The sequence below is a fragment of the Paenirhodobacter enshiensis genome, from assembly GCF_000740785.1.
Taxonomy (GTDB): domain Bacteria; phylum Pseudomonadota; class Alphaproteobacteria; order Rhodobacterales; family Rhodobacteraceae; genus Rhodobacter; species Rhodobacter enshiensis.
On sequence record NZ_JFZB01000016.1, the window covers coordinates 1 to 23,277 of the forward strand.

Annotated in this window: 21 protein-coding genes and 1 tRNA gene; 9 read left to right on the forward strand and 13 right to left on the reverse strand. The window is 67.7% G+C overall.

Annotated features, from left to right (window positions below):
- Positions 1 to 110: 110 nt before the first annotated feature.
- Positions 111 to 1,808 (reverse strand): MFS transporter, encoded by a 1,698-nt coding sequence (locus tag CG50_RS09530; protein ID WP_394297138.1) that lies wholly within the window; start codon positions 1,806 to 1,808, stop codon positions 111 to 113.
- A gap of 418 nt (positions 1,809 to 2,226) precedes the next feature.
- Here CG50_RS09530 and mqo point away from each other — a divergent pair, with 418 nt between their 5' ends.
- The 3 genes from mqo (at position 2,227) to CG50_RS09545 (ending at position 5,415) form a co-directional block, all read left to right on the forward strand.
- Positions 2,227 to 3,819 carry a malate dehydrogenase (quinone) gene (gene mqo, locus CG50_RS09535; protein ID WP_036637556.1) on the forward strand — a complete coding sequence of 531 codons (1,593 nt, stop codon included), beginning with the start codon at positions 2,227 to 2,229 and terminating at the stop codon, positions 3,817 to 3,819.
- Positions 3,820 to 3,980: 161 nt separating this feature from the next.
- A complete protein-coding gene (locus CG50_RS09540; RefSeq protein WP_036637558.1) occupies positions 3,981 to 4,634 on the forward strand; it encodes a pyridoxamine 5'-phosphate oxidase family protein in 654 nt (217 codons plus the stop codon).
- 7 nt (positions 4,635 to 4,641) lie between these two features.
- The gene (locus CG50_RS09545) at positions 4,642 to 5,415 is read left to right on the forward strand and encodes a ferredoxin--NADP reductase (protein ID WP_036637560.1); all 774 of its coding nucleotides are present in this window, start codon (positions 4,642 to 4,644) and stop codon (positions 5,413 to 5,415) included.
- 101 nt (positions 5,416 to 5,516) lie between these two features.
- On the opposite strand, the gene CG50_RS09550 is transcribed toward CG50_RS09545, so the two are convergent.
- The 8 genes from CG50_RS09550 to CG50_RS09585 form a co-directional block, all read right to left on the reverse strand.
- A complete protein-coding gene (locus tag CG50_RS09550) occupies positions 5,517 to 6,950 on the reverse strand; it encodes an amidase family protein (protein WP_051909841.1) in 1,434 nt (477 codons plus the stop codon).
- Positions 6,928 to 8,304: a glutamine synthetase family protein gene (locus CG50_RS09555; protein WP_036637561.1), complete on the reverse strand. Its 1,377-nt coding sequence runs from the start codon at positions 8,302 to 8,304 to the stop codon at positions 6,928 to 6,930. Before CG50_RS09555 ends, CG50_RS09550 begins: the two co-directional genes overlap by 23 nt.
- Before the next feature lie 30 nt (positions 8,305 to 8,334).
- Positions 8,335 to 9,060: a type 1 glutamine amidotransferase gene (locus tag CG50_RS09560; protein ID WP_036637563.1), complete on the reverse strand. Its 726-nt coding sequence runs from the start codon at positions 9,058 to 9,060 to the stop codon at positions 8,335 to 8,337.
- Between the two features lie 40 nt (positions 9,061 to 9,100).
- Positions 9,101 to 10,201 (reverse strand): ABC transporter ATP-binding protein, encoded by a 1,101-nt coding sequence (locus CG50_RS09565; protein WP_036637565.1) that lies wholly within the window; start codon positions 10,199 to 10,201, stop codon positions 9,101 to 9,103.
- Positions 10,198 to 11,286 carry an ABC transporter ATP-binding protein gene (locus tag CG50_RS09570; protein WP_036637567.1) on the reverse strand — a complete coding sequence of 363 codons (1,089 nt, stop codon included), beginning with the start codon at positions 11,284 to 11,286 and terminating at the stop codon, positions 10,198 to 10,200. The genes CG50_RS09565 and CG50_RS09570 overlap by 4 nt, the downstream gene beginning before the upstream one ends.
- Entirely contained in the window at positions 11,283 to 12,143 is an 861-nt protein-coding gene (locus CG50_RS09575; protein ID WP_036637569.1) for a carbohydrate ABC transporter permease, read from the reverse strand. Before CG50_RS09575 ends, CG50_RS09570 begins: the two co-directional genes overlap by 4 nt.
- Positions 12,143 to 13,135, reverse strand: coding sequence for a carbohydrate ABC transporter permease (locus tag CG50_RS09580; protein WP_152559481.1), 993 nt, complete (start codon positions 13,133 to 13,135; stop codon positions 12,143 to 12,145). Before CG50_RS09580 ends, CG50_RS09575 begins: the two co-directional genes overlap by 1 nt.
- Positions 13,136 to 13,220: 85 nt before the next feature.
- Positions 13,221 to 14,789 (reverse strand): ABC transporter substrate-binding protein, encoded by a 1,569-nt coding sequence (locus CG50_RS09585; RefSeq protein WP_036637570.1) that lies wholly within the window; start codon positions 14,787 to 14,789, stop codon positions 13,221 to 13,223.
- A gap of 304 nt (positions 14,790 to 15,093) precedes the next feature.
- Here CG50_RS09585 and pdxR point away from each other — a divergent pair, with 304 nt between their 5' ends.
- Complete coding sequence (gene pdxR, locus CG50_RS09590; RefSeq protein ID WP_036637572.1) at positions 15,094 to 16,617, forward strand: MocR-like pyridoxine biosynthesis transcription factor PdxR; 1,524 nt, start codon at positions 15,094 to 15,096, stop codon at positions 16,615 to 16,617.
- A gap of 69 nt (positions 16,618 to 16,686) precedes the next feature.
- Here pdxR and CG50_RS09595 read toward each other — a convergent pair.
- From CG50_RS09595 to CG50_RS09610, 4 genes are all read right to left on the reverse strand, one after another.
- Positions 16,687 to 16,760, reverse strand: a tRNA-Gly gene (locus CG50_RS09595).
- Between the two features lie 76 nt (positions 16,761 to 16,836).
- Entirely contained in the window at positions 16,837 to 17,796 is a 960-nt protein-coding gene (locus CG50_RS09600) for an AEC family transporter (RefSeq protein ID WP_036637574.1), read from the reverse strand.
- Between the two features lie 5 nt (positions 17,797 to 17,801).
- The gene (locus tag CG50_RS09605) at positions 17,802 to 18,650 is read right to left on the reverse strand and encodes a DMT family transporter (RefSeq protein WP_036637576.1); all 849 of its coding nucleotides are present in this window, start codon (positions 18,648 to 18,650) and stop codon (positions 17,802 to 17,804) included.
- Between the two features lie 133 nt (positions 18,651 to 18,783).
- A complete protein-coding gene (locus tag CG50_RS09610) occupies positions 18,784 to 19,629 on the reverse strand; it encodes a BadF/BadG/BcrA/BcrD ATPase family protein (RefSeq protein ID WP_245615670.1) in 846 nt (281 codons plus the stop codon).
- Positions 19,630 to 19,906: 277 nt separating this feature from the next.
- Between CG50_RS09610 and CG50_RS09615 the strand changes: the two genes are divergently transcribed.
- The 5 genes from CG50_RS09615 to CG50_RS09635 all read left to right on the forward strand — a co-directional run bounded on the left by CG50_RS09615 (position 19,907) and on the right by CG50_RS09635 (position 23,277).
- Positions 19,907 to 20,296 (forward strand): tautomerase family protein, encoded by a 390-nt coding sequence (locus tag CG50_RS09615; RefSeq protein WP_036637578.1) that lies wholly within the window; start codon positions 19,907 to 19,909, stop codon positions 20,294 to 20,296.
- Positions 20,297 to 20,437: 141 nt separating this feature from the next.
- Positions 20,438 to 21,316 carry a phosphoserine phosphatase SerB gene (gene serB, locus CG50_RS09620; protein ID WP_036637579.1) on the forward strand — a complete coding sequence of 293 codons (879 nt, stop codon included), beginning with the start codon at positions 20,438 to 20,440 and terminating at the stop codon, positions 21,314 to 21,316.
- A gap of 91 nt (positions 21,317 to 21,407) precedes the next feature.
- Positions 21,408 to 22,040 carry a hypothetical protein gene (locus CG50_RS09625; protein ID WP_036637581.1) on the forward strand — a complete coding sequence of 211 codons (633 nt, stop codon included), beginning with the start codon at positions 21,408 to 21,410 and terminating at the stop codon, positions 22,038 to 22,040.
- A gap of 98 nt (positions 22,041 to 22,138) precedes the next feature.
- Positions 22,139 to 22,912: a DUF6478 family protein gene (locus CG50_RS09630; RefSeq protein WP_036637583.1), complete on the forward strand. Its 774-nt coding sequence runs from the start codon at positions 22,139 to 22,141 to the stop codon at positions 22,910 to 22,912.
- A gap of 23 nt (positions 22,913 to 22,935) precedes the next feature.
- Positions 22,936 to 23,277, forward strand: a complete 342-nt coding sequence (locus CG50_RS09635) for a hypothetical protein (protein WP_036637585.1) — start codon at positions 22,936 to 22,938, stop codon at positions 23,275 to 23,277.

Genomic DNA, 23,277 nt, shown 5'->3' on the forward strand with positions numbered 1-23,277 from the left:
TCAGCTGCTCTACCACTGAGCTACCGGTCCGGGGGCGCTTTTACGCTTATTGAGGCCGGGCGCAAGGGCCGATGCGGAATTTTTTCCGCGGGGGGGGACGGGGCGGGGCGTCAGACGTCGGGCAGATCGGTGCTGGCGCGCAGGACGGCATCTTCGGTTTCGGGGATGGTCTGGCGCTCGATCAGGCGGTGAACGCGGGGCGTCTTGTCGGGGCCGCGGATCAGCGCGCGCAGCTGGTCGGCATTCTCGGCATCGGCCTTGGTGCGGCGCTGGTTGTGGCGCAGGTAATCCACCCAGGTGGGAACATGATAGCTTTCGGTCCAGCGTTCGGGTTCTTCGATGTCGCGCAGGAGTGCCCATTGCCGGGCGCCGTCGCGCAGCCGGATCCGGCGCCGCGCCCGCATCAGGGCAAGGAAGCGGTCGGTGTCGGGGGCAGCGATGTCATAGTCGATCATCACCATGATCGGCCCGCTGCGGTCCACCATGTCGATGCGCGGCAAAGGCGCGCGGAACCGGTCGAGCGGGTCGAGGTCGAGGCGGGAGAAGTCCGTCACCTCGAGCCACAGACCGAGAAGCGCGCCGAGCACCAGCATCGCCGCCGCGAGGGCGAGCGCCACCGTCACTCCGGACCGGTCGGCGATCAGCCCCCAGATCCAGGCACCGGTCGCCATGCCGCCGAAGGTCGCGGTCTGGTAGAAGGACAGCGCGCGCCCCACCACCCAGCGGGGCGTGGCGAGCTGCACCGTCACGTTGAACAGCGACAGCGCCAGCACCCAGCACGCCCCCGCCACCAGAAGCGCTGCCATGCTGAGCGCGATTTCGGTGGAGGCCGACAGCACCGCCACCGCTGCCGCAAAGCCGAGGAAGGCGATTCGCACCACCCATTCGTTGCGCAGTCTGGCCCGCAGCGGGCCGTTCATCATCGCGCCGCCAAGCGCGCCGAGCCCGAAGGCGCCGAGCGTGATGCCATAGGTCAGCGCCGTGCCCCCCAGACTGTCGCGCACCACCAGAGGCAGCAGCGCCAGCACCGAGGCTGCGGCGAATCCGAACACCGCGCCGCGCCCCATAACCCTGAGCAACGCCGGCGACATCAGCACATAGCGCAGCCCCGCTCCGAGCGCCGAGCCAAGCGATTCGGGCGGCAGTGCCGCGGCCGGATAGGCCGGCTTCCAGCGCAGCAGCGCCCAGATCAGCGGGATATAGCTGAGCGCGTTGCACAGGAAGGCCGCCGCCGCCCCGGCGATCGCCACGATCATGCCCCCGACGGCCGGGCCGAGGCTGCGCATCATGTTGAAGCTCATGCTGTTCAGACTGACTGCCGAGGGCAGCTCGGCGCGCGGCACGATATCGCCCATCGAGGCCTGCCAGGACGGGTTGAACAGCGCTGTGCCGCAACCGATCAGGAAGGTGAACAGCAGCAGCAGCCACGGGTTCAGCAGCCCCGCCCAGGCACAGAGCGCCAGCGCCACCGAGGTCAGCGCCATGAAGCCTTGCGCGAAGATCATGATCCGGCGGCGGTTGAAATTGTCGGCAAGCGCTCCTGCGATCAGAGAAAATACCATGACCGGCAGCGTGTTCGACGACTGCACCAGCGCCACCATCCCGTGCGAGGAGGTCAGTGTCGCCATCAGCCAGCCCGCCCCCACCGCCTGCACCAGACCGCCGAGGTTCGACATCAGCGTGGCCGTCCAGAGCGAACGGAACGTCGCGATGCGGAACGGGGTCAGGATCGAGGCTTTCGGCAAGGGCGCTCCTCCGGGCTGGTCCGACAGGGCTAACGCCTTCCGGGGCGGGCGGCAACGGTGCATCAGAGGGCGGGCGGGCGGTGCCGGTCGTGGCGCCGGATCGGCGCAAAATGGCGCAGCCTTGCGACAGGGGTCGATCTGCCTCCCGCTCGGTGCATGGCTAGCAATTTTATTGCGCGGAGCGGGCGCGACGCCCTTTGACCGGACGCGGATTATGGTGTCTACCACCGCCGAGTCCGGGCGCCGAGTCCGGGCCGGGCCCGCAGGGCGAGACGGGCCGTTCCGCCCATCCCGTCCGGCCTGTTTCGGCAAGGGCCGGGTCGCCGGAGAGGTGAAGCTGCATATAGGATACACGGAATATTTCGGCTTGTGACACATTGTCACGGCGACTATAGAAACCCGCAGGGGGAGAGAACGTTCGGGCGCCGTCGTGCCGCCCCGGTGCCGTCAATCCCCGCGCAAAAAAGCCAGGATCTCCTCGATGGCAGGAACGTCAGTTACTAACCCCGGATCCGCTAAGGTCGACGTCGTTCTGATCGGCGCAGGCATGATGAGCGCCACGCTCGGCGTGTTGCTGCATCAGCTTGAACCCGATTGGACGTTCGAGATGATCGAGCGGCTCGACACGCCCGCCTCGGAAAGCTCGAACTGCTGGAATAACGCGGGCACCGGCCATTCGGCACTGTGCGAACTGAATTACGCCCCGATGGACGACCAGGGTGTCGTGCATGTCGAGAAGGCCCTGTCGATCAACGAACAGTTCCAGATCTCGCGTCAGTTCTGGGCCTATCAGGTGTCGCAGGGCGTGCTGAGCGAGCCGCGCAAGTTCATCAATTCGACCCCGCACATGAGCCTCGTGTGGGGCGCAGAGAACGTTGACTATCTGCGCAAGCGTTACGAGGCGCTGAAGGCCAGCCCGCTGTTCTCGGGGATGGAATTCTCGACCGATCGCGCGAAGATCGCCGAATGGGCACCGCTGACCATGGAGGGCCAGCCCGAGGATCAGGTCTTCGCTGCCACCTGGTCGCCGGCCGGCACCGACGTCAATTTCGGCGAGATTACCCGTCAGTATATCGCCTATCTGTCCGGTCTGACGCAGTTCACCCTGCGCACCGGTTGCGAGGTCCGCAAGATCCGCCGCAACGGCGAAGGCGGCTGGCGCATCACCAGCCGCGACCTGAAAAGCGGCGAGACCCGGAGCATCGACGCACGGTTCCTGTTCATCGGCGCCGGCGGTGGCACGCTGCCGTTGCTGCAGTCGACCGGTATCCCCGAGGCGGACGATTACGCCGGCTTCCCGGTCGGCGGCTCGTTCCTCGTGAGCGAAACCCCCGAGGTCACCGGCCGCCATCTGGCCAAGGTCTATGGCAAGGCGGGCGTCGGCGCGCCGCCGATGTCGGTGCCGCATCTCGATGCGCGGGTTCTCGACGGCGGCAAGCATGTGGTGCTGTTCGGGCCGTTCGCGACCTTCTCGACCAAGTTCCTGAAGACCGGCTCCTATCTCGACCTTCCGGCGACGGTGCGGCCGACGAACCTGTTGCCGATGCTGCGCGTCGGCATGAGCAACTTCGATCTGGTCACCTATCTGGCCGGTCAGCTGCTGATGTCGGAAACCGACAAGATCAAGCAGTTGCACGATTTCTACCCGAACGCGAAGGCCGAAGACTGGCGCCTCGTGCAGGCCGGGCAGCGCGTGCAGGTGATCAAGCGCGATGCGAAGAAGGGCGGGGTGCTGAAGCTTGGCACCGAGGTCGTCAGCTCGCAGGACGGGACGGTTGCGGCGCTTCTGGGCGCTTCTCCGGGGGCCTCGACCGCGGCACCGATCATGCTCGATCTGCTTGGGCGCTCGTTCCGGGACAAGCTCGCAACGCCGGAGTGGCAGGAGAAGATCCGCGCCATCGTGCCGAGCTACGGGCTGAAGCTGAACGACAACCCCGAGATGCTGGATGCCGAATGGCAGCGCACCGCGCAGCTTCTGGAACTGGCCATCGCGCCGGTTCCGGTGGTCTCGGGCGGGCTGGCGGCTCCGGTTCCCACCGGCACGATCAAGCCGGTGTCCGATATCGCGCTCTGAGCCGCGGGCGGAGACGAAATTTTCAGGGCGCGTCCGGGCAACCGGGCGCGCCTTTCGCGTCCCGGGATTGGTCCCCAAGCGGATCGCTAAATGGTTCTCATGGCGCCGAGTGGCTGCCGCTAGGGTGGGTCGCAGGACGAACCTGACCCAAGGAGGCAAACGTGTCGGAGACTGCCAAGGCGCCGACCGACCGGACGCGGCTGCGCCGCTACAACTGGCTGGCCAAATACGACCGCGACACGATCAATGCGATCATCGACGCGAGCAAGGTCTGCCAGGTCGGATATGTGATCGACGGCGAACCCTATGTGACGCCGACCAGCCACTGGCGGATCGGCGATCACGTCTACTGGCACGGCTCCTCGGCGAGCCGGATGCTGAAGGCGCAGGCGAAGGGCATCAAGGTGTGCTTCACCGTGACCCATCTCGACGGGATCGTGTTCTCGCGCGCGGCGTTCAATCACAACCTGCAATACCGCTCTGTCATCGCCTTCGGCGAGGCGGAGATGTGCGACGACGAGACCAAGCGCAGCGCACTGCGCACCTTCACCGACGGTCTGGCGCCGGGGCTGTGGGATTACGCCCGCCCGCCGACCGATCAGGAGTGGAAGGCGTCGAAGGTGATCCGGATGCAGCTTGACGAGGTGTCGGCCAAGGTCGCCGACGGCCTGCCCGAGGAGGATGCCGAGGATTACGCCTCGGACCGCTGGGCGGGGCATGTGCCGCTGACGCTGGTGCAGGGTGCGCCGGTCGCCGATCCGCGTCTCGATCCGGCCATCGCGATGCCGGATTTCGTCAAGAATTTCAAATACTGAGCTCCTCATGAAAGGTTACAACACCGAAACGGTGCTGTCCGTCCGGCACTGGACGGACAGGCTGTTCAGCTTTTCGCTGACCCGCGATCCGGGGTTCCGGTTCTCGAACGGTCATTTCACCATGATCGGCCTCGAGACCGGCGAGCGCCCGGTGCTGCGCGCCTATTCCATCGCCTCGCCGAATTACGACGATCATCTGGAGTTCTTCTCGATCAAGGTGCCGGACGGGCCGCTGACCTCGAAGCTGCAGCATATCCGGCCGGGCGACCGGGTGCTGGTGGGGCGCAAGCCCACCGGAACCCTGCTGATCGACTATCTCCTGCCGGGGCGGCGGCTGTATCTGATGGCGACGGGCACCGGGCTCGCGCCCTTCCTGTCGATCCTGCGCGACCCCGAGACCTACGAGAAATTCGATCAGGTGATCCTGACCCACGGCGTGCGGCAGGTGAGCGAACTCGCCTTTCGCGATTTCCTGTCGCAGGATCTGCCGCAGGACGAGATTCTGGGCGAGATCGTCTCGGGCCATTTCAGCTATCTGCCGACCGTCACCCGCGAGCCGTTCGGGCGTCAGGGCCGGATCACCGATCTTCTGGCCTCGGGGCGGCTGACCCACGATGCCGGGATGCCGGAGCTGGACCCCGGGACCGACCGGGTGATGATCTGCGGCAGCATGGGGCTGAACGCCGATCTGACGGCTGCGCTGCGCGCGCGGGGGTTCACCGAAGGGAATACCTCGACGCCGGGCAGTTTCGTGGTCGAGAAGGCTTTCGTCGACGCCTGAGGGCTGCGACAGGCGGACAAGCCCTGGCCCCGGCAGCGTTTGCCGGGGCCGGATGCGTTTCGGGGACAAGAGACAGCCCCCGCGCGGGGGGCTGTCGGGGGTCATCCGGCAAGCGCGGGGTGGCGCTGCCACAGCGGGCGGGCGCGCTCGATCGCCTCGGCGGTGCGCAGGATCAGCGGCTCCGCCCCCATCGCGCCGACGATCTGCACCCCGACCGGCAGCCCGGCGCGGGTGAAGCCGATCGGCACCGACAGCGCCGGCTGGCCGGTCATGTTCCACGGGTAGGTGTAGGGGCACCAGCTCCAGTCCGTGGCGGCGAAGCCCTCGGGCGTGTCGCGGCCGGTCGCATAGGCGGGGACCGGCATCACCGGCGCGATCAGCAGGTCGTGGCGGGTGAAGAACGCCTTCGCCGCCGCCGCGATCCGGGTGCGGTCCTCGATGGCCTGCATCAGCGTGTCGAGCCCGTATCCCGCGCCGAGCGCCGCGACATCGGCGATGATCGGATCGAGAAGCGGGCGCCGGTCCGCGGGGGTCTTGCGCAAGGCTTCCATGCAGGCGGTGACCCAGAACACCTGAAACGGCCCGAAAGGATCGAGGGGCCAGTCGGGGGCGTCCTCGCGCAGCGTGGCGCCGGCGTGTTGCAGAAGAGGGGCCGTTCCGGCGACCAGCGCATCGACCTCGGCATCGACCAGGGGCGCGGTGCAGCCCATCCGCGCCGAATGGGCGATGCGTATCCCCGACAGATCCACGGCGCCGGGGGCGCTCAGATCGGGGGTGTCGAAGGGCAGGGGCCAGGCATGGGGGTCGCGCGGCTCCGGTTCGGACAGAACGGCCAGCATGAGGGCCGCATCGCGCACCCGCCGCGCCATCGGGCCGACCACGGAATGCGGCATGTCGGGATCGGGCGGGAAGGCCGGCACCCGGCCGAAGCCGGGCTTCACCCCCACCACGTTGCAATGACTGGCCGGGATCCTCAGCGATCCCGCCCCGTCCGAGCCGAGCGCGACCGGCCCGAACCCCATCGCCAGCGCCGCCGCCGCCCCGCCCGAGGAGCCGCCGGCCGTCTTCGCCGGATCCCAGGGGTTCAGCGTCTCGCCATAGCGCAGCGAGCGCGTCACCACCTTGGTTCCGCCCTCGGGCGTGGCGGTGCGGCCCAGAAACACCGCCCCCGCCTCGCGCAGCCGGGCGACGGCCGGGGTATCCTCGGCCATCGGTGTGTCATCGGCGAGCCGCCCGCCGCGCCAGCGCGGCCAGCCCCGGATCGCCGACAGATCCTTGATCGTCACCGGCACCCCGTCGAGGACCGAAAGCGGCGCCCCCGCCTGCCAGCGCGCGGCCGAGGCCCGGGCCATGGCGAGCGTCCGCTCTGGCGCGAGGTCGATCACCGCGTTGACGCGCGGGTTCAGCCGCGCGATGCGTCCGAGCAGCGCCTGCGCCACATCGACCGGGGTGAAGGCGCCGGTGCGGTAGCCCTGCGCCAGTTCCCCGATCCCGGCCCAGGCGAAGCGCTCTTCAGTAGAGGTCGAAATATTCATCGGTTTCCGCCGCCGGGATCTCGTCGCGCAGGCGCGTCGCCTCTTGCCACTTCATCGCCATGTAAACCTTGATGAATTCCTCGCCGAGCATCTCGCGCAGCGCGGTATCGGCTTCGAGCGCGTCGAGCGCGTCGGCCATCTCCGTCGGCAGTTTCGCATAGCTCGAATCGTCCTCCTTCGGGCCCTGCCCGGCGGGCATCAGCTCGCGCTTCTGCAAAAGGCCCAGAAGCCCGCCCGCGATGGCGCTGGCGGCGATCAGATAGGGGTTCGCCATCGCCGCGGGGACGCGGACCTCCATATGGGTCGACTTGTCCTGCGACGCCTTCACCCGCACCGAGGCCGAGCGGTCCTGAATCCCCCAGGAGATGTTCGAAGGCGCATAGGTCCGCGGCCGGATCCGGCGATAGCAGTTCGGCGTCGGGCTCCAGATCGCCATCGCGCCGCGGGTATGGTCGAGGACGCCCTGGATGAAGCTCTTGAACACCTGCGACATGCCGTCGGGATCGGTCTTGTCGAGGAACACGTTCTCGCCCGTCTCCTTGTCGAGCAGCGAGATGTGGAAATGCGAGCAGCTTCCCGACTTGCCCTTGTAGGGCTTGGTCATGAAGGTGGCGAGGATGCCGCGCCTGAGCAGATATTCCTTCACCGTGTTCTTGAACCTGAACCCGGTGTCCGAGGCGGTCACGCCGATCTCGGCGGCATAGTTGATCTCGACCTGACCGGGGCCGTGCTCGACGTTGCTGGTGATGATGTCGATGCCCTCGGCCTGAAGCACGCGGATCAGATCGTCGAGTTCGGGATATTGATGGGTGCGGATCGTGGCGAAGATCGGCTGATTGCCCCACAGCGGTTCGCGGGTCTTCGCATCGACCACGTAGAACTCGTATTCATGGCCCATCAGCGCCTTGTAGCCCATCTGATCGGCGATCATCAGCATCTTCTTGAGCAGCATCCGCGGCGAGGCGAGCTGCACCGTGCCGTCATACCACATCGTGTCGCAGATCACCCGCGCCGTGCGATCGAGCCAGGGCACCGGCGACAGCGTGTCGAGATCGGCGACCATCACCCCGTCCTGATAATTCATCTCCTCGTTGTAGCCCGATCCGCGCACCGGAACCGATCCGCTGTCGAGCGCGACCGTCCCGCCGTAGAGGTTCAGCCCGCTTTTCAGATAGCCCGCGACATGGCGGATCGGGATGGTCTTGCCGCGCGACATACCGGCCATGTCGGCCATCTCGAAGCGCAGGAAATCGTAGCCCTCGGCCTTCAGCCGGGCGACGAAGGCCTCGGCCTCCTCGGGGGTGGCGGTGCGCAGGGGCGGCACGGCGTCGAAAGTGGCAGGTTCGTTTATCATTATCTTCTTGCTCCCTGTAGGGGCTGCGCCTCAGGCGTCGCGGCCCTGAAGAATGGTTTCGAGATTGTCGTTCAGCGCGCGCGCGGCGCGGGCGAACTCGGGCAGGCGCGGCGCCACCTCGGCCGCGAGGTCGCGGGCGCGCTCCGCCCCGAGGGCGGTTTCGAGGCTTTCGGCATAGGCCGGAACCTGCTGCCAGTCGGCGACGGTCACCGGGGTGATCTCGACATGGTATTGCAGCCCGTAGGCGTGCCGGCCCCAGCGGATCGCTTGGGTCGGGCAGGCGGCATTCGCGGCCAGAACCACCGCGCCTTCGGGCAGCACGCTCGCCTCGGCGCCGTGCCACTGGAAGGTCAGCATGTCGGGGGCGATGCCCTGAAACAGCGGATCGGCGCGCCCGGCCGCGGTCTGCTGCACCTGCGCCAGTCCGACCTCGGGGGTGCGCATCGGCGTGACCCTGCCGCCGAGCGCCTCGGTCAGCAACTGGTGGCCGAGGCAGATCCCCAGATAGGGCCGCCCCATGTCCTTCACCCAGCGGCGGATCGCGGCGAGTTCGGCCTTCATCCAGGGCAGCTCGTCTTGCTGCCACAGATCCTGCGGACCGCCCATCGCGACCAGCAGATCGAAGCCCTCCATCTCGGGGATCGGCTCTCCGGCGTCGAGTTCGACCGGGGTCCAGTCATGGCCGGCCTCGGCCCAGAAATCGCGCAGCGCGCCGGGATGTTCGACGGGAAGATGCTGGAAGACGAGGATTTTCATGTCCGGGAATCCGTTGGTTGGTGAGTGGTGAGGGGATGCGTCAGGCGGCGGGCGGGATCAGCCGCCCGTCCGCGGGATCGAAGGCGAGAAGGCCCGCGCGCCCGACCGCGATGCCGAGCGTGGTCCCGATGCCGAAGCCGGCGGCCCCGGCGGCGGGGGCGGTCAGGCGCAGCTCGGTGCCCGCGCTCAGGGTGACGGTGACCGCGACCAGATGGCCGAGCGGTTCGAGATCGCTGACCGTCGCGTCGAAATCGCCCTGACCGGCGGCGCATGGGGTCAGATGCTCGGGCCGGATGCCGGCGGTGAAGGCGCAGGGCGCCGGCGGGGCGCGGAACGCGCCGGGGGCGAGGCTCTGGCCCGCGAGGATCAGCGCCCCGCCGGTCCATTCCGCATCGACGAGGTTGATCTGCGGCGCGCCGACGAAACGCGCGGTCTCGATATCGGCCGGGGCGTCATACAGATCCTGCGGCGCCGCGATCTGCACCACCCGGCCCGCGCGCAGCATCACGATGCGGTCGGCGACGGCCAGCGCCTCCTGGAAATCCGGGGTGGCGAGCACGAAGGTATGGCCCTGTTCGCGCTGCAACCGGCGCAGCTCCGCCCGCAGCTCGATGCGCAGCATCGCGTCGAGCGAGGACAGCGGCTCGTCGAGCAGGAACACCGTCGGCTCGCGCACCAGCGCCCGCGCCAGCGCCACGCGCTGCTTTTCGCCGCCTGACATGGTTTTCGGCAACCGCCCCAGCACATGCGGGATCTTCAGCAGCACCGCGATGCGGCGCACGCGCTCCTCGATCTCGGGCGCAGCGCGGCGGGCGAGCTTCAGCGGATAGGCGATGTTGTCGAAGCCGCTGCGGTCCGGGTAAAGCGCCAGATTGTCGAAGATCATCGCGACATTGCGCGCGCGCGGTTCGGCCGCGGTCAGATCGTGACCGGCGAGGATCACCTGTCCGGCGTCCGGTGTCTCCAGCCCGGCGATCATCTTCAGCGTCGTCGTCTTGCCCGCTCCGGCCGCGCCGAGGATCACCGTCATCGTGCCGGGTTCGACATCGAGGGTCGTGCCCGCGACCGCGACGGTCGCGCCATAGCTCTTGCGCAGCCCGTTCAGCTGCAGCGGCAGGCTCCGGGGGATTTCAGGGATCATCGGGCCGCCTCCGCGACATGCGGCGCGCCGGGCAGCCGCAGGTTGGTGTCTCCGTCGAAGGCAACGAGCGCGCCTTCGGGGATGCTCAGGCCGCAGGTCTCGCCCGGAACCGGCCGGGTCTGCGCGGGAACCAGCAGCCGGATCGCCTTGCCGGCGCAATCGAGGGTCAGCGCCGCCTCGGCGCCGCGCGGCTCGACCTGGCTCAGCCGGCCGGTGAGCGCGCCTTCCCCCGGCGCCACGAGGCGCAGCGCCTGCGGCCGGAGCCCGAGGGTCACGATCCCCTCGGGGATATCGCCAAGCGGCAGGGCGAACCCGTCGGCGCGGAACACCCCGCCGCCCACCTTGCCGCGGATCAGCGTCATCGGCGGATCGCCGAGGAAGGAGGCGACGAAGACATGGGCCGGGTTGTCCATGATCCGGGTCGCGGCCTCGACCTGACGGATCTTGCCTGCCGACATGACCGCGATGCGATCGGCGAGCGACAACGCCTCGATCTGGTCGTGGGTGACATAGACGATGGTCAGGCCGATCTCCTTTTGCAGGCGGCGCAGCTCTCGGCGCATGGCGAGGCGGGCGGCGGTCTCGAGGTTCGACAGCGGTTCATCGAGCAGCAGAAGCGACGGCCGGGTGACCAGCGTGCGCCCGATGGCGACGCGCTGCAGCTCGGATCCGCCCAGATCCTGCGCGCGGGCGTCGAGCTTGTCGCGCATGCCCAGAAGTTCGGCGGTCTCGGCGACGGCGCGGGCGATTTCAGCTTTGGGCCGGCCCTTCACGCTCAGCCCGAAGGCGAGGTTCTGGCGCACCGACATCGAGGTGAAGACGGCATAGTCCTGAAACACCAGCCCGACATTGCGCTTGCCGGCGGGGGTGGCGACGATCGACTGACCGTCGATCTGGATGTCGCCCGAGCTTGGCTGTTCGAGGCCGACGATCATGTTCAGCGTCGTCGACTTGCCGCAGCCCGAGGAGCCGAGCAGCGCGAGCGTCTCGCCCGGCTGCACGTCGAGGTCGATGCGGTCGACCGCCGCCACTTCGGAGCCGGGATAGACCTTGCTCAGCTGACGCAGGGAAAGTTTCGGTGTCATCGCTTGATCGCTCCGAAGGTCATGCCGCGGGCGAGATGCGACTGGATGGCGTAGCCCGCGACGATGAGGGGGATCATCGCCACCACGGCCAAGGCCGCCTGCACGCCGTAAAGCGTGCCCGCCGTCGCGGTGACGTATTTTGCCAGCTGCACGGGGATGGTGGAGATGTTGGAATAGCTCAGCACCAGCGCGAACATGAATTCCGACCAGTTCAGGATGAAGATGAACATCGTCGTGGCGAACAGCCCGCCCTTGATGAGCGGAATGGTCACCGTCACATGCGCCATCAGCCGCGACCGGCCGTCGAGCATGGCCGCCTGCTCGATCTCGCGCGGGAGGTCGTCGACGAAACTTTTCAGCATCCAGGTGGAGAACGGCAGGGTCACGGCGACATAGATCGCGATCAGCCCGGCATAGGTGTCGATCAGCCGCGTCGCCGAGAACATGATGACGAAGGGCACCGCGATGGCGGCGGGCGGGAACATCCGCCCCGACAGGATCATCAGCGGCGTCCATTTCGTCATCTTCGCGTAGCGCGACAGCCCGATCGCCGAGGCGAGGCCGATCGCGATCGACAACGCCGTCGCGCTGACCGAGGCGAGGATCGAGCCGAGGATCGCCGGCGTCGCGGGCTGGCTGACGCCGCTCAGCCCGTAGGCCTTGATCGCGTCGGGGTCGAACAGCGTGGCGAAATTGACCAGCGTCGGCTCGGACGGCAGCCAGACCGCGGGGGCGGCGTTCCAGTCGGTCGGCGGTTTCAGCGCCGTCATCACGATCCAGAAGATCGGGAACATCGTCACCGTCAGCGCGACGAGCAGGATCAGCCGCTGGGCGAGGGTCAGACTCTTCGGTCCCATCACGCTTTTCCTTTCACCAGCTGGTCGCGCACCGGCAGCAGCATCAGGTTGATGACGATCAGCGTCCCGATCAGCACGAGGAACGCGCCCGCCGCGCCATAGGCGAGCTGGAAGTCGTTGAAGGCGAGCTTGTAGATGTAGAGGCTGATCGTCTCGGTCGAGGAGCCCGGCCCGCCGCGGGTGAGCATGAACACCTCGTCGAACAGCTTCAGGATCTCCATCCCGCGGATCACGAAGGCGACGACGATCACCGGCTTGAGCATCGGCAGCACGACGCGAAAGAAGATCTGCCGCGGGCTGGCGCCGAGGATCATCGCCGCGCGCACCGGGTTCTCGGGCACCGCGTTCAGCCCGGACAGCAGGATCAGGAAGAACAGCGGCGTCCAGTGCCAGACCTCGGTCACGATCACCGCGAGCATCGCGAAGGGGGCGGAGCGGAACCATTCGGGCACGTTCTGCATCCCGATCAGCGCGCCGAGCAGCTGATTGACCGGCCCGTTCGACTGGAACAGCATCCAGAACGTGTAGCCCACGACCACCGGCAGGATCATCATCGGCGTGAGGAAGGCCGAGAACAGCATGGACTTGCCGCGGAACTCGCGCAGGAAGATCACCGCGAGCCCGAGCCCGAGGGTGAATTCGAGGCTGAGGCAGACCACCGCGAGGAACAGCGTGCGCCCGACCGCCTCGACGAAGCGGGTATCGTAGACCAGAAGCTCCGCGTAATTCTCCAGCCCCACGAAAGAGGCTTCGAGCAGCGATCCGCCGGTGGGCGACCAGTCGGTGAAGCTCATGTAAAGCGCGACGAGCAGCGGCACCACCAGCACCAGAAGCGAGATGACGTTGCCGGGCAGCGTCAGGAACCGCAGGGCGGGCTTTCGGGCGCGCGGCGCGCGGGGGGCAGGCGGATGGGCCGGCGGGGGCGGGGCGAGGGCGGCGGCGCCTGTCGCGGGGCCGCTGTGCATGGGGGCGATCTGTGCGCTGTCGGACATGTCGGTCTCCGGGGGCGGGCTGAGGGGAGGGGCGGAACGGGAGCCGGGGCCACGGCATCGCGCCGCGGCCCCGCCCGGGTCGCGCTTACTCCCAGCCGTCGGCGCCGGACGCCTTCTTGATCGGGTCGGCCAGGTTCTTCGCCAGCGCCAGCCACGACTTCTGCACCTTGTCCTTGCCGTGGCGGCGGGTGATGCGCTCGAAGTTCTTCGACGCCTGATCGAGCGCCTGTTGCGGCTTCAGCTCGCCGGTCATCGCGCCGTGGATCGCCTTGTCGAGGGCGTCCTGATACTCGAACCCGCCGGGCAGGCAGAAATCGGGCACGGTGTTGACGATGTTCTTGTACAGGATGTCGAGGTAATCCTTGCTGTAGGTGTCGACCATCCGCTGCGTCGGGGCGAGCATGTGGTTCACCCGATACGGGTCCGAATAGCCGCCGAGATAGGGGATCGCGTCCATCGAGATCGTCGGCGAGGTCATCCACTGCGCATAGGCGTAGGACAGTTCCGGGTTGGCCGAATATTTCGACACCGCGTAGCCGTAGCCCCAGCAGAACATGCCGGCATAGAGCTTCGTGCCGTCCTTCAGCATGTCGGCCGGCATCACCGTCGCCGCGATATGGCCCGAGGTCGCAGGCCCCGTCGAGGGCGCCTTGGAATACTTGAAGCCCGACGGCCAGGCGATGTTCATGAACCCCTCGCCGCGGCCGAAGGCGTTGTAATTCGACGACCAGGTGAAGGAGAAGGCATCGGGGTGCAGATACTGGTTCATCGCCAGCATGTCCTCGATCACCTGCAGCCCCTCGTCGGAGTTGAAGGTGGGGTTCATCTCCTTGTCGAACCACAGCTTCCCCTTCGAGGCGAGGCGCTGCATGAACATCCACTTCACGTAATAGGGCGAACGGTATTCGAGCGAGCCGTAGAAGTGGTTCGCCGGATCGTGCATGAACGAGGCGATCTCGCGATACTGCTTCCAGGTGTCCGGCGTGCCGAGCTTGTAGCCGAACTTGTCCTCGAAGGCCTTCGCCTTGTCGCCATTGTCGATGTAGTCCTGACGGCACAGCAAGGTGATCTGATCGCCGTCGCACAAGAGACCCGCGACACGGCCGTTGTAGACCTGCGCGTGATAGGAGGCCGGGAACACCACGCCGACGTCCTTGTCGAACAGCATCGGGTCGTATTTGTCGACCCAGTCGGTCAGATCGTAGATCACGCCCGAGTCGATCCAGTCCGGATAGGACATCGCGGTGGGCATCATCACGTCGTAATTGCCGGTCTTGGCGACGGCTTCCTGCATGCCCTTGGTGTGAACCACCTCGTCGGGTTCCTCGATGAATTTGATCTCGATGCCCAGCTCGGTCTTCCACTTGTCGACATAGGGCGTCATGTTGCCGATGGAGCCCGTCGGGATCAGCACCGTCAGGGTCTTCTTGCCGGCCTTCGCCGCCGCCTCGGTGGCGAGCGCCCAGGCCCGTTCCTCGGGCCCCGAGACCTGCGCCCAGGCCTTGCGCGCGCCGAGCGGCGACAGTGCGACGAAGTTCGCGATCGTCGCCGTGACGCCGAGCGCGCCCATCTTGTGCAGGAAACCGCGCCGGCTCAGCGCGCCCGAGTCCATCTTGGCGACGGTGTCGAGGATCTCATTGCGGTTCTTGATCATCCGTTTGCCTTCCCTGTTTTGCCCTTGCACCGAAAATGCGCAGGTCGTTGTTGCGGTCATGCCTTCCCCCGGTCGGGGAAGCAGGGCTTTCCCGTTGGCCGGAAACGAAAATTCCGGGGATGAGACATGCCGTCCGTTGCGGCGAGTTCGACCCTAGGGCGGCACCTGCGCGCCGGGTGAGAACCATTTTGCGATAAACCCGGGGCACCATTTTGAAACTGGCCCCGGATCGCTTTCACCCGGGGGCGAAGGATGTAACATCGCCCGCACCGCCCTTCTTCGGCCCAGCCACACGAGATCCGCCATGCCCAAGACCACCCGCGCGGGGTTCCAGTTCTCGCTGGAACTCGACCGCGACAGTTCCGTTCCGGTCTATCGCCAGATCGCCGATGCCCTGCGCGAGGCGGTGCTGAGCGGACGTCTGCTCGCGGGGACGCGGCTGCCCTCGACGCGGGTATTCGCCGATGATCTGCAGGTGTCGCGCAACACCGTGCTGCAGGTGTTCGAGCTGCTGAAGGACGAGGGGTTGCTCGACAGTCAGACCGGTTCGGGCACCTTCGTCACGGGGGTGGCGGCTGCGTCAGGGGCGGCTTCGGCCGGCGGGTTCGAGGAAGACATCCCCCCCGACCCTCGCTCGCCGGCACCGGGGCGGTTCCGCTCTCTGTCGCGGCGCGGCAAGAACCTGGTGCATTCGGCCACCGGCGCCTTTCGCGAACGCCCGACGCCTTTCATGCCCGACATGCCGGATCTGCGCGAATTCCCGATCAAGACCTGGCTGCGGCTGATGAACGAGACCTCGGGGCGGCTGACCGGCCCGATCCTCGCCGAGGCCTCGAACGCCGGTTACATGCCGCTGCGCACCGCCATCGCCCAGCATCTGAACGCGGCGCGCGGGATGAACTGCGATCCCTCGCAGGTGATCGTGACCACCGGCACCCAGCAGGGGCTGGATCTGGTGTGCCGGATGCTGCTCGACCCGGGCGATCCGGCATGGCTCGAGGATCCGGGTTACATCGGGGCGCATTCGATCCTGCGCGCGAACGGGGCGCAGATGTATCCGGTCCGGGTCGACGGCGAGGGGATCTGCGCGCGCGAGGCGCTTGACACCCTGCCGGTGCCGCGGGTGATCTTCTGCTCGCCCTCGTGCCACTACCCGCGCGGCGCGCCGATGTCGCTCGACCGCCGGGCCGAGCTGATCGAGGTCGCCCATCGTTGCGGCGCCTGGATCATCGAAGACGATTACGATTACGAATTCGTCTACGAGGGCGGGATGCACCGCTCGGTCTTCGCCCTCGACGCCGAGGAGCGCACGATCCACATGGGCACCTTCTCGAAGATCCTGCTTCCGTCGTTCCGTCTGGGCTACATCGTGGTGCCGAAGGATCTGAGCGAGGCTTTCGCCACCGCCCGCGCCGTGGTCGACCGCCACGCCGCGCTGATGGAGCAGATGGTGCTGTCCGAGTTCATGCTGCGCGGGCTGTTCAGCTCGCACATGCGGCGGATGAAGAAGCTGTACGAGGCACGCAGGCAGATGCTGCGCGAGGGGCTGTTCGACATCTTCGGGCGCGGCGTGTGGGGCGACAGCGGCGAGAGCGGCACCAACCTGATCGTGCCGCTGGCGATGGGAACGGATGACCGGGCGCTGTGCCGCAAGCTGGCCGAGGCGGGGCTGGTGCTGCGTCCGCTTTCGCCCTACTTCCTCAAGCGCGCGCCGCAGCCCGGCCTGATCGCCGGCTTCTCGGCCTTTCGCGAGGCCGAGATCGAACGCGGTCTGGCGCTGCTGAAAGGCTGTCGGTCGATGCTCGAGCCCTGCCTGCGCGGCGCATAGAGGGATGCCCGTATACCGCGCGGGGGCAGGTGGCTGCGGTGGAAAACACGTCTCGAACTGTCAGGAGGCTGGAGCGGGTAGCGGGAATCGAACCCGCGCGTTCAGCTTGGGAAGCTGACAGGCTACCATTACATCATACCCGCGCTGAGCCCTGACTATCGTCTTGCCGGGGCGGCTGCAAGACGAAATCGTGCGCCCGTCCCGGACCCCGGGAGCGGATTACAGCGCCGGCGAATGCACCAGCGCCAGCAGCGCCGAGATGGTGAAAAACGATACCACCGTCGCCACCAGAAGCGTCACCGCCGCCACCCCGCCCTCGCCGTAATCCTGCGCGAGGATCGGGAAGATCCCCATCGTCGGCATCGCGGCCGAGATCAGCAGCGGCACCGCCAGCACCGTCGCCACCGCCGGCACCCCCAGATGTGGCAGCGCCGCGCTCAGCCCGAAGGCGATGAGCGGCATGGCGATCAGCTTGACCGTCACCACCAGCCCGACGAACAGCCCGTCGCCGCGCTCATGCGGCACGCCGACCAGCGTTCCGCCGATGTAGAACAGTGCCACCGCACTGGTCGACACCGCGAGGATCGACACCATGTGCCCCACCGCCTGCGGCAGGTGGATCCCCGACAGGTTCACGATCAGCCCCAGAATCACCGCCTGCACCATCGGCCGGCGCAGCACCCCGCCGAGGATCTGCACCAGAAGCCGCAGCGGTTCGGCGCGCACCCGCGGCGTGGTGCTTTCGACCGCCATCAGACCGAGCGGGATCGACAGGAAGTTCTCGATCACCACCTGCATGGTCAGCACCGTCCCCGCGAGGTCCGGATAGGCCAGCATCAGGATCGGATAGCCCATGTAACCCGAGTTCGAGCAGCACACGCCAAGCATTCCGACCGTGCAGCGCCGCGCCCGAAACCCGGCGATCTTCAGCGCCAGCCCGGCCAGCGCCATCGTCAGCACCGTCGCCAGCGCATAGGTCAGCAGGTAGCCCGGGTTGACCACCTCGGCGAGCGGGCGCGACACCATCGCGTTGAAGATCAGCGCCGGCAGCGCCACGTTGATGGTGAAATGGCCGAGCGTGCTCATTTCCTGCGGCACGAACCAGCCGCGGCGGGTCATCACATGGCCAAGCGCGATCAGCGCGAAGATCGGGAAGGTGATGTTCAGAACGGCAAGCATCGGTCTCAGGCCTTCGGCTGGCTGGCGCGGTAGTTCAGCAAAAGCGCCGCGATCACCACGACGATGCCCAGCATCTGCAGCGGCGTGGGCACGACGGATTTCACCACCGCGTCGATCACCAGCGCCGTTACCGGCGTCAGCAGGATGAAGGGCATCACGTTCACCGCGCCGATCATGCTGATGGCGCGGAACCACAGCAGGAACGGCACCCCGGTCAGCACCACGGCCAGAAGCGCGAAGGCGCCGAGCGTCATCGCGTCCGCGGTTCCGCCGTAATCGCCGTTCAGCGCGGTCAGGATGGCCAGCTCGATCCCGCCGATCATCAGCTGCCAGCCGAAGAACGCGGAGAATCCGATCGGCGGGCGGCCCCACATGTTCATCAAGATGCCGCTCAGCGTCAGGGCGACCATGCTGCCAAGCGCCGCCGCCACCCCGATCGGGTCAAGCGCGGCGCTCGATTTCAGCACGACCAGCGTCACCCCGGCAGCGCCGAGAATCAGGCTCGCGAACTGCGCGCCCGAGGGGCGGCGGTGCAGCAGCGCCCAGGCGAACAGCAGCGTCGCGATCGGGCCGAGTGCCTGGAAGATCGCGGCGACCCCGCTTGGCAGGCGCATCGCGCCGATGAAGAACAGCACGAAGAAGATGCCGGTGTTCAGCGTGCCGAGAACGAAGAGCCGCCACAGCCAGGTGCGGGGCAACGCCTCGCGCCCGACGGCCAGCAGGAACGCCCCGCCGCCGAGGGCGCGCAGCGCCGCCGCCTGCGTCGGATGCGGCGGCAGCATGTCCGTGGTCACGAGATAGGTGAACCCCCACAGGATGGCTGTCAGGGCGGCGGCGAGTCTGGGTCCGGGCATGGAAATCCTTGGGGCTGTTGGCTTTGGCGGGCCGTCAAAGGGCGCCCCTGTCCGCGCTCATATGAAGGTCGCGGCGGGGGGCGACAAGGGTCCGCTTCGCACCGGGAGCTGTTCGCCTGCGCAGGGAAGGGGCTCAGTCCGGGATCTGATGCGCCAGCGCGAGCGCCCCGTCGAGGGCGCTTCCCACCGCCGGGCGCACTGTCCAGTGCGCCGCAATGCGCGGTGCGAACACCGGGCCGAGGCCGCCGATCAGCACGACCGGCAGGGGCTGGCTGGGCTGCAGCGCAGTGATGGCGGCATTCACCTCGGCCGTCGCCTCCTCCATCAGCGCGAGGGCCGCGGGATCGCGACTTGCGACGATCTCGGGGGCAAGGGTGGCGAAATCCGCGCCGCGCGCCGTCACCGCCCAGGCGACCGCCGCATCGACGCCCCCGAACCGGGCGATCAGCGCGCTCAGGAACGGTGTGCCGGGGATCAGCCCATCGGCCGCCCGCAAGGCCCGCGACAGGGCCATCTTGCCAAGCCAGGCGCCGCTTGCCTCGTCGCCGACGGCAAGGCCGCGCCCGCCGATCTGGCGCAATCCCGCGCCGTCGCGGCGCGCATAGACCGATCCGGTGCCGATGGCACCGACGATCCCCCAGCTGTCGCCAAGCGCGCCGAGTGCGGCGGTCTCGGCATCGGTGACGACCGTTGAACGGGCGAAGGGCAGATGCGGGCGCAGCCGATCCGCCGCCGCGCCGGCATTCGCGCCGGCGAGGCCGAGGCCGGCACGCAGCGCCGTCAGCGACACCTCGCCCGCTGCCTCGCGCGCCGCTTGCAGGATATTCCCGAGCGCGCCCTCGAAATCCGAGGCGATGTTCGCCGGCCCCGCTGTGCCGCGCCCGAGGATCTCGCCCCGCCCGTCCGCCAGCACCGCACGGCAGCCGGTGCCACCGCCGTCAATGCCGAGAAACAGGGGCAGCCGGGCAGGGGTCATCATGGGTCCTCGGGGGCGGAAAGGCGGGGTTTCCTGGACTAGACGCCGAACCGGCGCCGGGTGCAAGCGCAGGACCGCAGCGTGCCAGAGGCAGTTGCCCGTTCCTTGTGCAAGATTCCTCGCCGCCGCCCGGAAAATCGCGTCTTGCGATGTCCGCGCCGGCCGTTACCCTTGCCCCGTGCCATGCCCGCGCCTTACCAGCGGGGGCGGGCCCGCCCTTTTCGGGGGCGGTTGCCGGAAAAGAAGCCCCTGACGGGCAGGAACAGGAAGGAAGACCCCCATGCCGCTCATGCAGTATCACGTCATCAAGGGCCGCACGCCCGAACAGATCGACCTGCTGCTCGACACCGCGCACACCGCGATGGTGCGCACCTTCAAGGTGCCGGAAGGCGATCGCTATCAGACGCTGACGGAATACGAGCCCTCGCATCTGCGCGCGCTCGATACCGGGCTGGGCATTCCGCGCACCAAGAACTTCGTGCTGCTGCATGTGGTGTCGCGTCCGCGCGGCAAGGAAGCCAAGCAGGAATTCTACAAGAACCTCACCGACGATCTGAAGGCGAAATGCGGCATCGAGCCGACCGACGTCATGATCTCGTTCACCGAGAACACCGATGAGGACTGGTCGTTCGGTCACGGCCGCGCGCAGTTCCTGACCGGCGAGCTGTAACAGAGCCCGCAAAAGCCTCGGCGCGTCGCCCCTGTGGCGGGCGGTGCGCCTTCGGGGCCCGGAACGGGGGCGGGACAAGCTGGCGCGCTGCCCCGAGATGCGCTAAGCCGGCCCCCGAACGAACCATATCCGGGCCCTGCCATGTATATCGCGACGCTTCTTGCCGCCCCCTCCGCCGCCAATCTGGATGCTGCCACCCTCGACGGGATCGTCGCGGGCTGGGCGGGCTCTGCGCCGCGCTGGCTGAAGCCGGGCGTCGCGGCCGAGTTTGACCTCGAGGCGATGCCCGCCGACCGCTGGGCGGTGTGGGACGCCTTGCAGGCGCAGCGCATCGACATGGTGGTCCAGCCCGCGGCGGGGCGGCGCAAGAAGATGCTGCTCGCCGACATGGACTCGACCATGATCCAGCAGGAGTGCATCGACGAGCTGGCCGATGTCGCCGGCGTCGGTGCCCGCGTCAAGGAGATCACCGCCCGCGCGATGAACGGCGAGCTCGATTTCGAGGGCGCGCTGACCGAACGCGTCGGTCTGCTCAAGGGCCTGCCCGAAACCGTCATCGCCCGCGTCATCGAAGAGCGGCTCAGCTTCACCCCCGGCGGGCGCGAGCTGATCGCCACGATGAAGGCGGACGGCGCGTATTGCGCGCTGGTCTCGGGCGGGTTCACCGCTTTCACCGGCCATGTCGCGGGGGCGCTCGGCTTCCACGAAAACCGCGCCAACACGCTGCTGATCGAGGACGGCGTGCTGACCGGCGTTCCGGCGCGGCCGATTCTCGGGCGCGAGGCCAAGGTGCAGGCCTTCCACGAGATTTCCGAACGCCTCGGGCTGCGTGCTGACGAGGTGATGGCGGTGGGCGACGGGGCGAACGATCTGGGGATGCTGCATCTCGCGGGAACCGGCGTCGCGCTCCATGCAAAACCTTCGGTCGCGGCGCAATGCGACGTGCGGGTGAATTTCGGCGATCTGACGGCGCTTCTGTATCTGCAGGGCTATGCCGAGGCCGATTTCGTCACGGCCTGAGCCAGGCACTCGCGGAATTGTGCCGATCCGTGTGGGGCGGGGGGCGAAAGGTGACTTGCCGGAACCGGCAAGGCCACCTAAGCCTTGCTGCATGATCCAGAACCGTTTCCTTCCTCGTCTTCTTGCCGTGCTGGCCGTGTCCGCTCTGGTCGCCGGTTGCGCGACGAGCCCGCGTGCGACCGACCGGGTAAGAGTGCTGAACGGCGCGATGACCGTGGCCGCGCCGGCCGGCTATTGCGTCGATCCCTCGGCGCGAAAATCCTCGGCGCAGGGGGATTTCGTGCTGTTCGGCAGCTGCGCGGCGATCTCGGGCGATGCTTCGTCGCCGCGCGCGCCCTATCCGGCGATGCTGTCGGCGACTGTCGGTCCGAAAGCCGCCGCGCCCCTCGTGCGCAGCTTCCCGGCCTTCGAAGCGTTCTTCCATTCGGCCGCAGGGCGGGCGGCGATCGCACGCTCCGGCCTGGCGAAGGATGTCGATATTCTGGCTGTGCGCCAGGCCGGCGATATGATGGTGCTGAAGATCCGCGACCGCTCGGTTTCGGGCGGGGCGCCGGTCAGCCCGGTCTACTGGCGTGCCATCGCCGATTTCGACGGCCATATCGCGGCGCTGTCGGTGCTGCCGCAGCGCGGCGCGGCGATGAGCGATTCCGCGCAGATCGCGTTGCTCGGTCGGTTCGAGGACACAATCCGCGCTGCGGACGCGGCGGGCGGCTTGCACAACTGAGCCAAACTTCGGATAGTGCCGACAGGTTCGGACCGCCTCCGGCCACGGGATGGCGGTCTGTCGGGTATCTGTCTCGGGCGATTGGGATTTCGGCACATATGTCGGGCAATAACGGCACCTTTCTCGACCGTCTGCTGCAACGGCGGACGCTGGCGCGCTGGAATCGTGCGGCGCGGCTGGCGCCGCAGCTGGATGCGGGCGAGTTGCAGCGGATGCGCACCGATGCGCGGCTGCTGCGGCGCGACATCGACAGGGTCCTGCACGAGGCCGATGGACGCCTTGCCATGCCATTCGAGGGCGGTGACGGGATCAGGCGCCCGCTCGGCTGCGATTGGGCGTGGCGGCCGGAACTGTGGTCCGGGCCGGTCAACCCGGCGGGCTTCGTCGCCACCGGCACGCGCCAAAGCCTCGGCTCCGAGCTGACCTTGTTTCATGACGACCCCGGCGCCGGGCTCGCCTTGCGTCAGTTCGGCGATGTGCGTCCCGACAAGGCCGCGCCCTGCGCGGTCGCGCTCGATGTCTATGATTTCGGCGGAACGCTGTTGTCTCTGGTGCTGGCATTGCCCGAAAGTCTGCTCGACGGGCTGCGGCGCAACCACCTGATCCGGCTGGCGATGACCGCCGATGTGGAACGCCCGCTGAAGGTGTTTTGCCGGCTCAACATCCGGCACGGCCCGAACACCGCGCAGATGATCCGCGAGATGCCGTTGAATTCGGGGGCGAGCTTCGTCGATTTCGATCTCGGCAGCGCGCGGCTGAACGAGAAGCGGCTCGAATCGGCCTGGGTCGATCTGATCTTCGAAAATGCCCGGATGAACCGGGTCGTGCTGCGCGACCTGTCTCTTGCCCGCCACCCCCGGGCGGAAATCTGACCGGCGGGAGCAGGGAGAACCGAATGCTGGAAGTGTCGCGGCTGCGGGCCGGAAAATGGGAAGGGATCTGGGCCGGGCCGGCAGAGCCGCGCTTCGAGGTCCTGCATCAGGGCAAGCCCCTCGCCGGGCTGGAGATTGCCGCGCATGGCGAGGGAAAGTGGCTGGTCTCGGTGCCGGTGCCGGCGGGGCTGATCTCGGACGGGGTGCAAAGTTTCGTTCTGCGCGCGAACGGCGAGCGGGTGGGGGATTTTGCCATCGTCTCGGGTGCGCCGCTGGAGGCGGATCTTCGCGCCGAGATCGCACTGTTGCGCGACGAGCTGGAGCTGCTGAAATCCGCGTTCCGGCGTCACTGCACCGAAAGCTGA

Coding starts and splice junctions, on each gene's coding strand:
- CG50_RS09530 (WP_394297138.1), bottom strand. CDS start 1,808: ATGCACCGTTGCCGCCCGCCCCGGAAGGCGTTAGCCCTGTCGGACCAG.
- mqo (WP_036637556.1), top strand. CDS start 2,227: ATGGCAGGAACGTCAGTTACTAACCCCGGATCCGCTAAGGTCGACGTC.
- CG50_RS09545 (WP_036637560.1), top strand. CDS start 4,642: ATGAAAGGTTACAACACCGAAACGGTGCTGTCCGTCCGGCACTGGACG.
- CG50_RS09550 (WP_051909841.1), bottom strand. CDS start 6,950: ATGAATATTTCGACCTCTACTGAAGAGCGCTTCGCCTGGGCCGGGATC.
- CG50_RS09555 (WP_036637561.1), bottom strand. CDS start 8,304: ATGATAAACGAACCTGCCACTTTCGACGCCGTGCCGCCCCTGCGCACC.
- CG50_RS09560 (WP_036637563.1), bottom strand. CDS start 9,060: ATGAAAATCCTCGTCTTCCAGCATCTTCCCGTCGAACATCCCGGCGCG.
- CG50_RS09565 (WP_036637565.1), bottom strand. CDS start 10,201: ATGATCCCTGAAATCCCCCGGAGCCTGCCGCTGCAGCTGAACGGGCTG.
- CG50_RS09570 (WP_036637567.1), bottom strand. CDS start 11,286: ATGACACCGAAACTTTCCCTGCGTCAGCTGAGCAAGGTCTATCCCGGC.
- CG50_RS09575 (WP_036637569.1), bottom strand. CDS start 12,143: ATGGGACCGAAGAGTCTGACCCTCGCCCAGCGGCTGATCCTGCTCGTC.
- CG50_RS09580 (WP_152559481.1), bottom strand. CDS start 13,135: ATGTCCGACAGCGCACAGATCGCCCCCATGCACAGCGGCCCCGCGACA.
- CG50_RS09585 (WP_036637570.1), bottom strand. CDS start 14,789: ATGATCAAGAACCGCAATGAGATCCTCGACACCGTCGCCAAGATGGAC.
- pdxR (WP_036637572.1), top strand. CDS start 15,094: ATGCCCAAGACCACCCGCGCGGGGTTCCAGTTCTCGCTGGAACTCGAC.
- CG50_RS09600 (WP_036637574.1), bottom strand. CDS start 17,796: ATGCTTGCCGTTCTGAACATCACCTTCCCGATCTTCGCGCTGATCGCG.
- CG50_RS09605 (WP_036637576.1), bottom strand. CDS start 18,650: ATGCCCGGACCCAGACTCGCCGCCGCCCTGACAGCCATCCTGTGGGGG.
- CG50_RS09610 (WP_245615670.1), bottom strand. CDS start 19,629: ATGATGACCCCTGCCCGGCTGCCCCTGTTTCTCGGCATTGACGGCGGT.
- CG50_RS09615 (WP_036637578.1), top strand. CDS start 19,907: ATGCCGCTCATGCAGTATCACGTCATCAAGGGCCGCACGCCCGAACAG.
- serB (WP_036637579.1), top strand. CDS start 20,438: ATGTATATCGCGACGCTTCTTGCCGCCCCCTCCGCCGCCAATCTGGAT.
- CG50_RS09625 (WP_036637581.1), top strand. CDS start 21,408: ATGATCCAGAACCGTTTCCTTCCTCGTCTTCTTGCCGTGCTGGCCGTG.
- CG50_RS09630 (WP_036637583.1), top strand. CDS start 22,139: ATGTCGGGCAATAACGGCACCTTTCTCGACCGTCTGCTGCAACGGCGG.
- CG50_RS09635 (WP_036637585.1), top strand. CDS start 22,936: ATGCTGGAAGTGTCGCGGCTGCGGGCCGGAAAATGGGAAGGGATCTGG.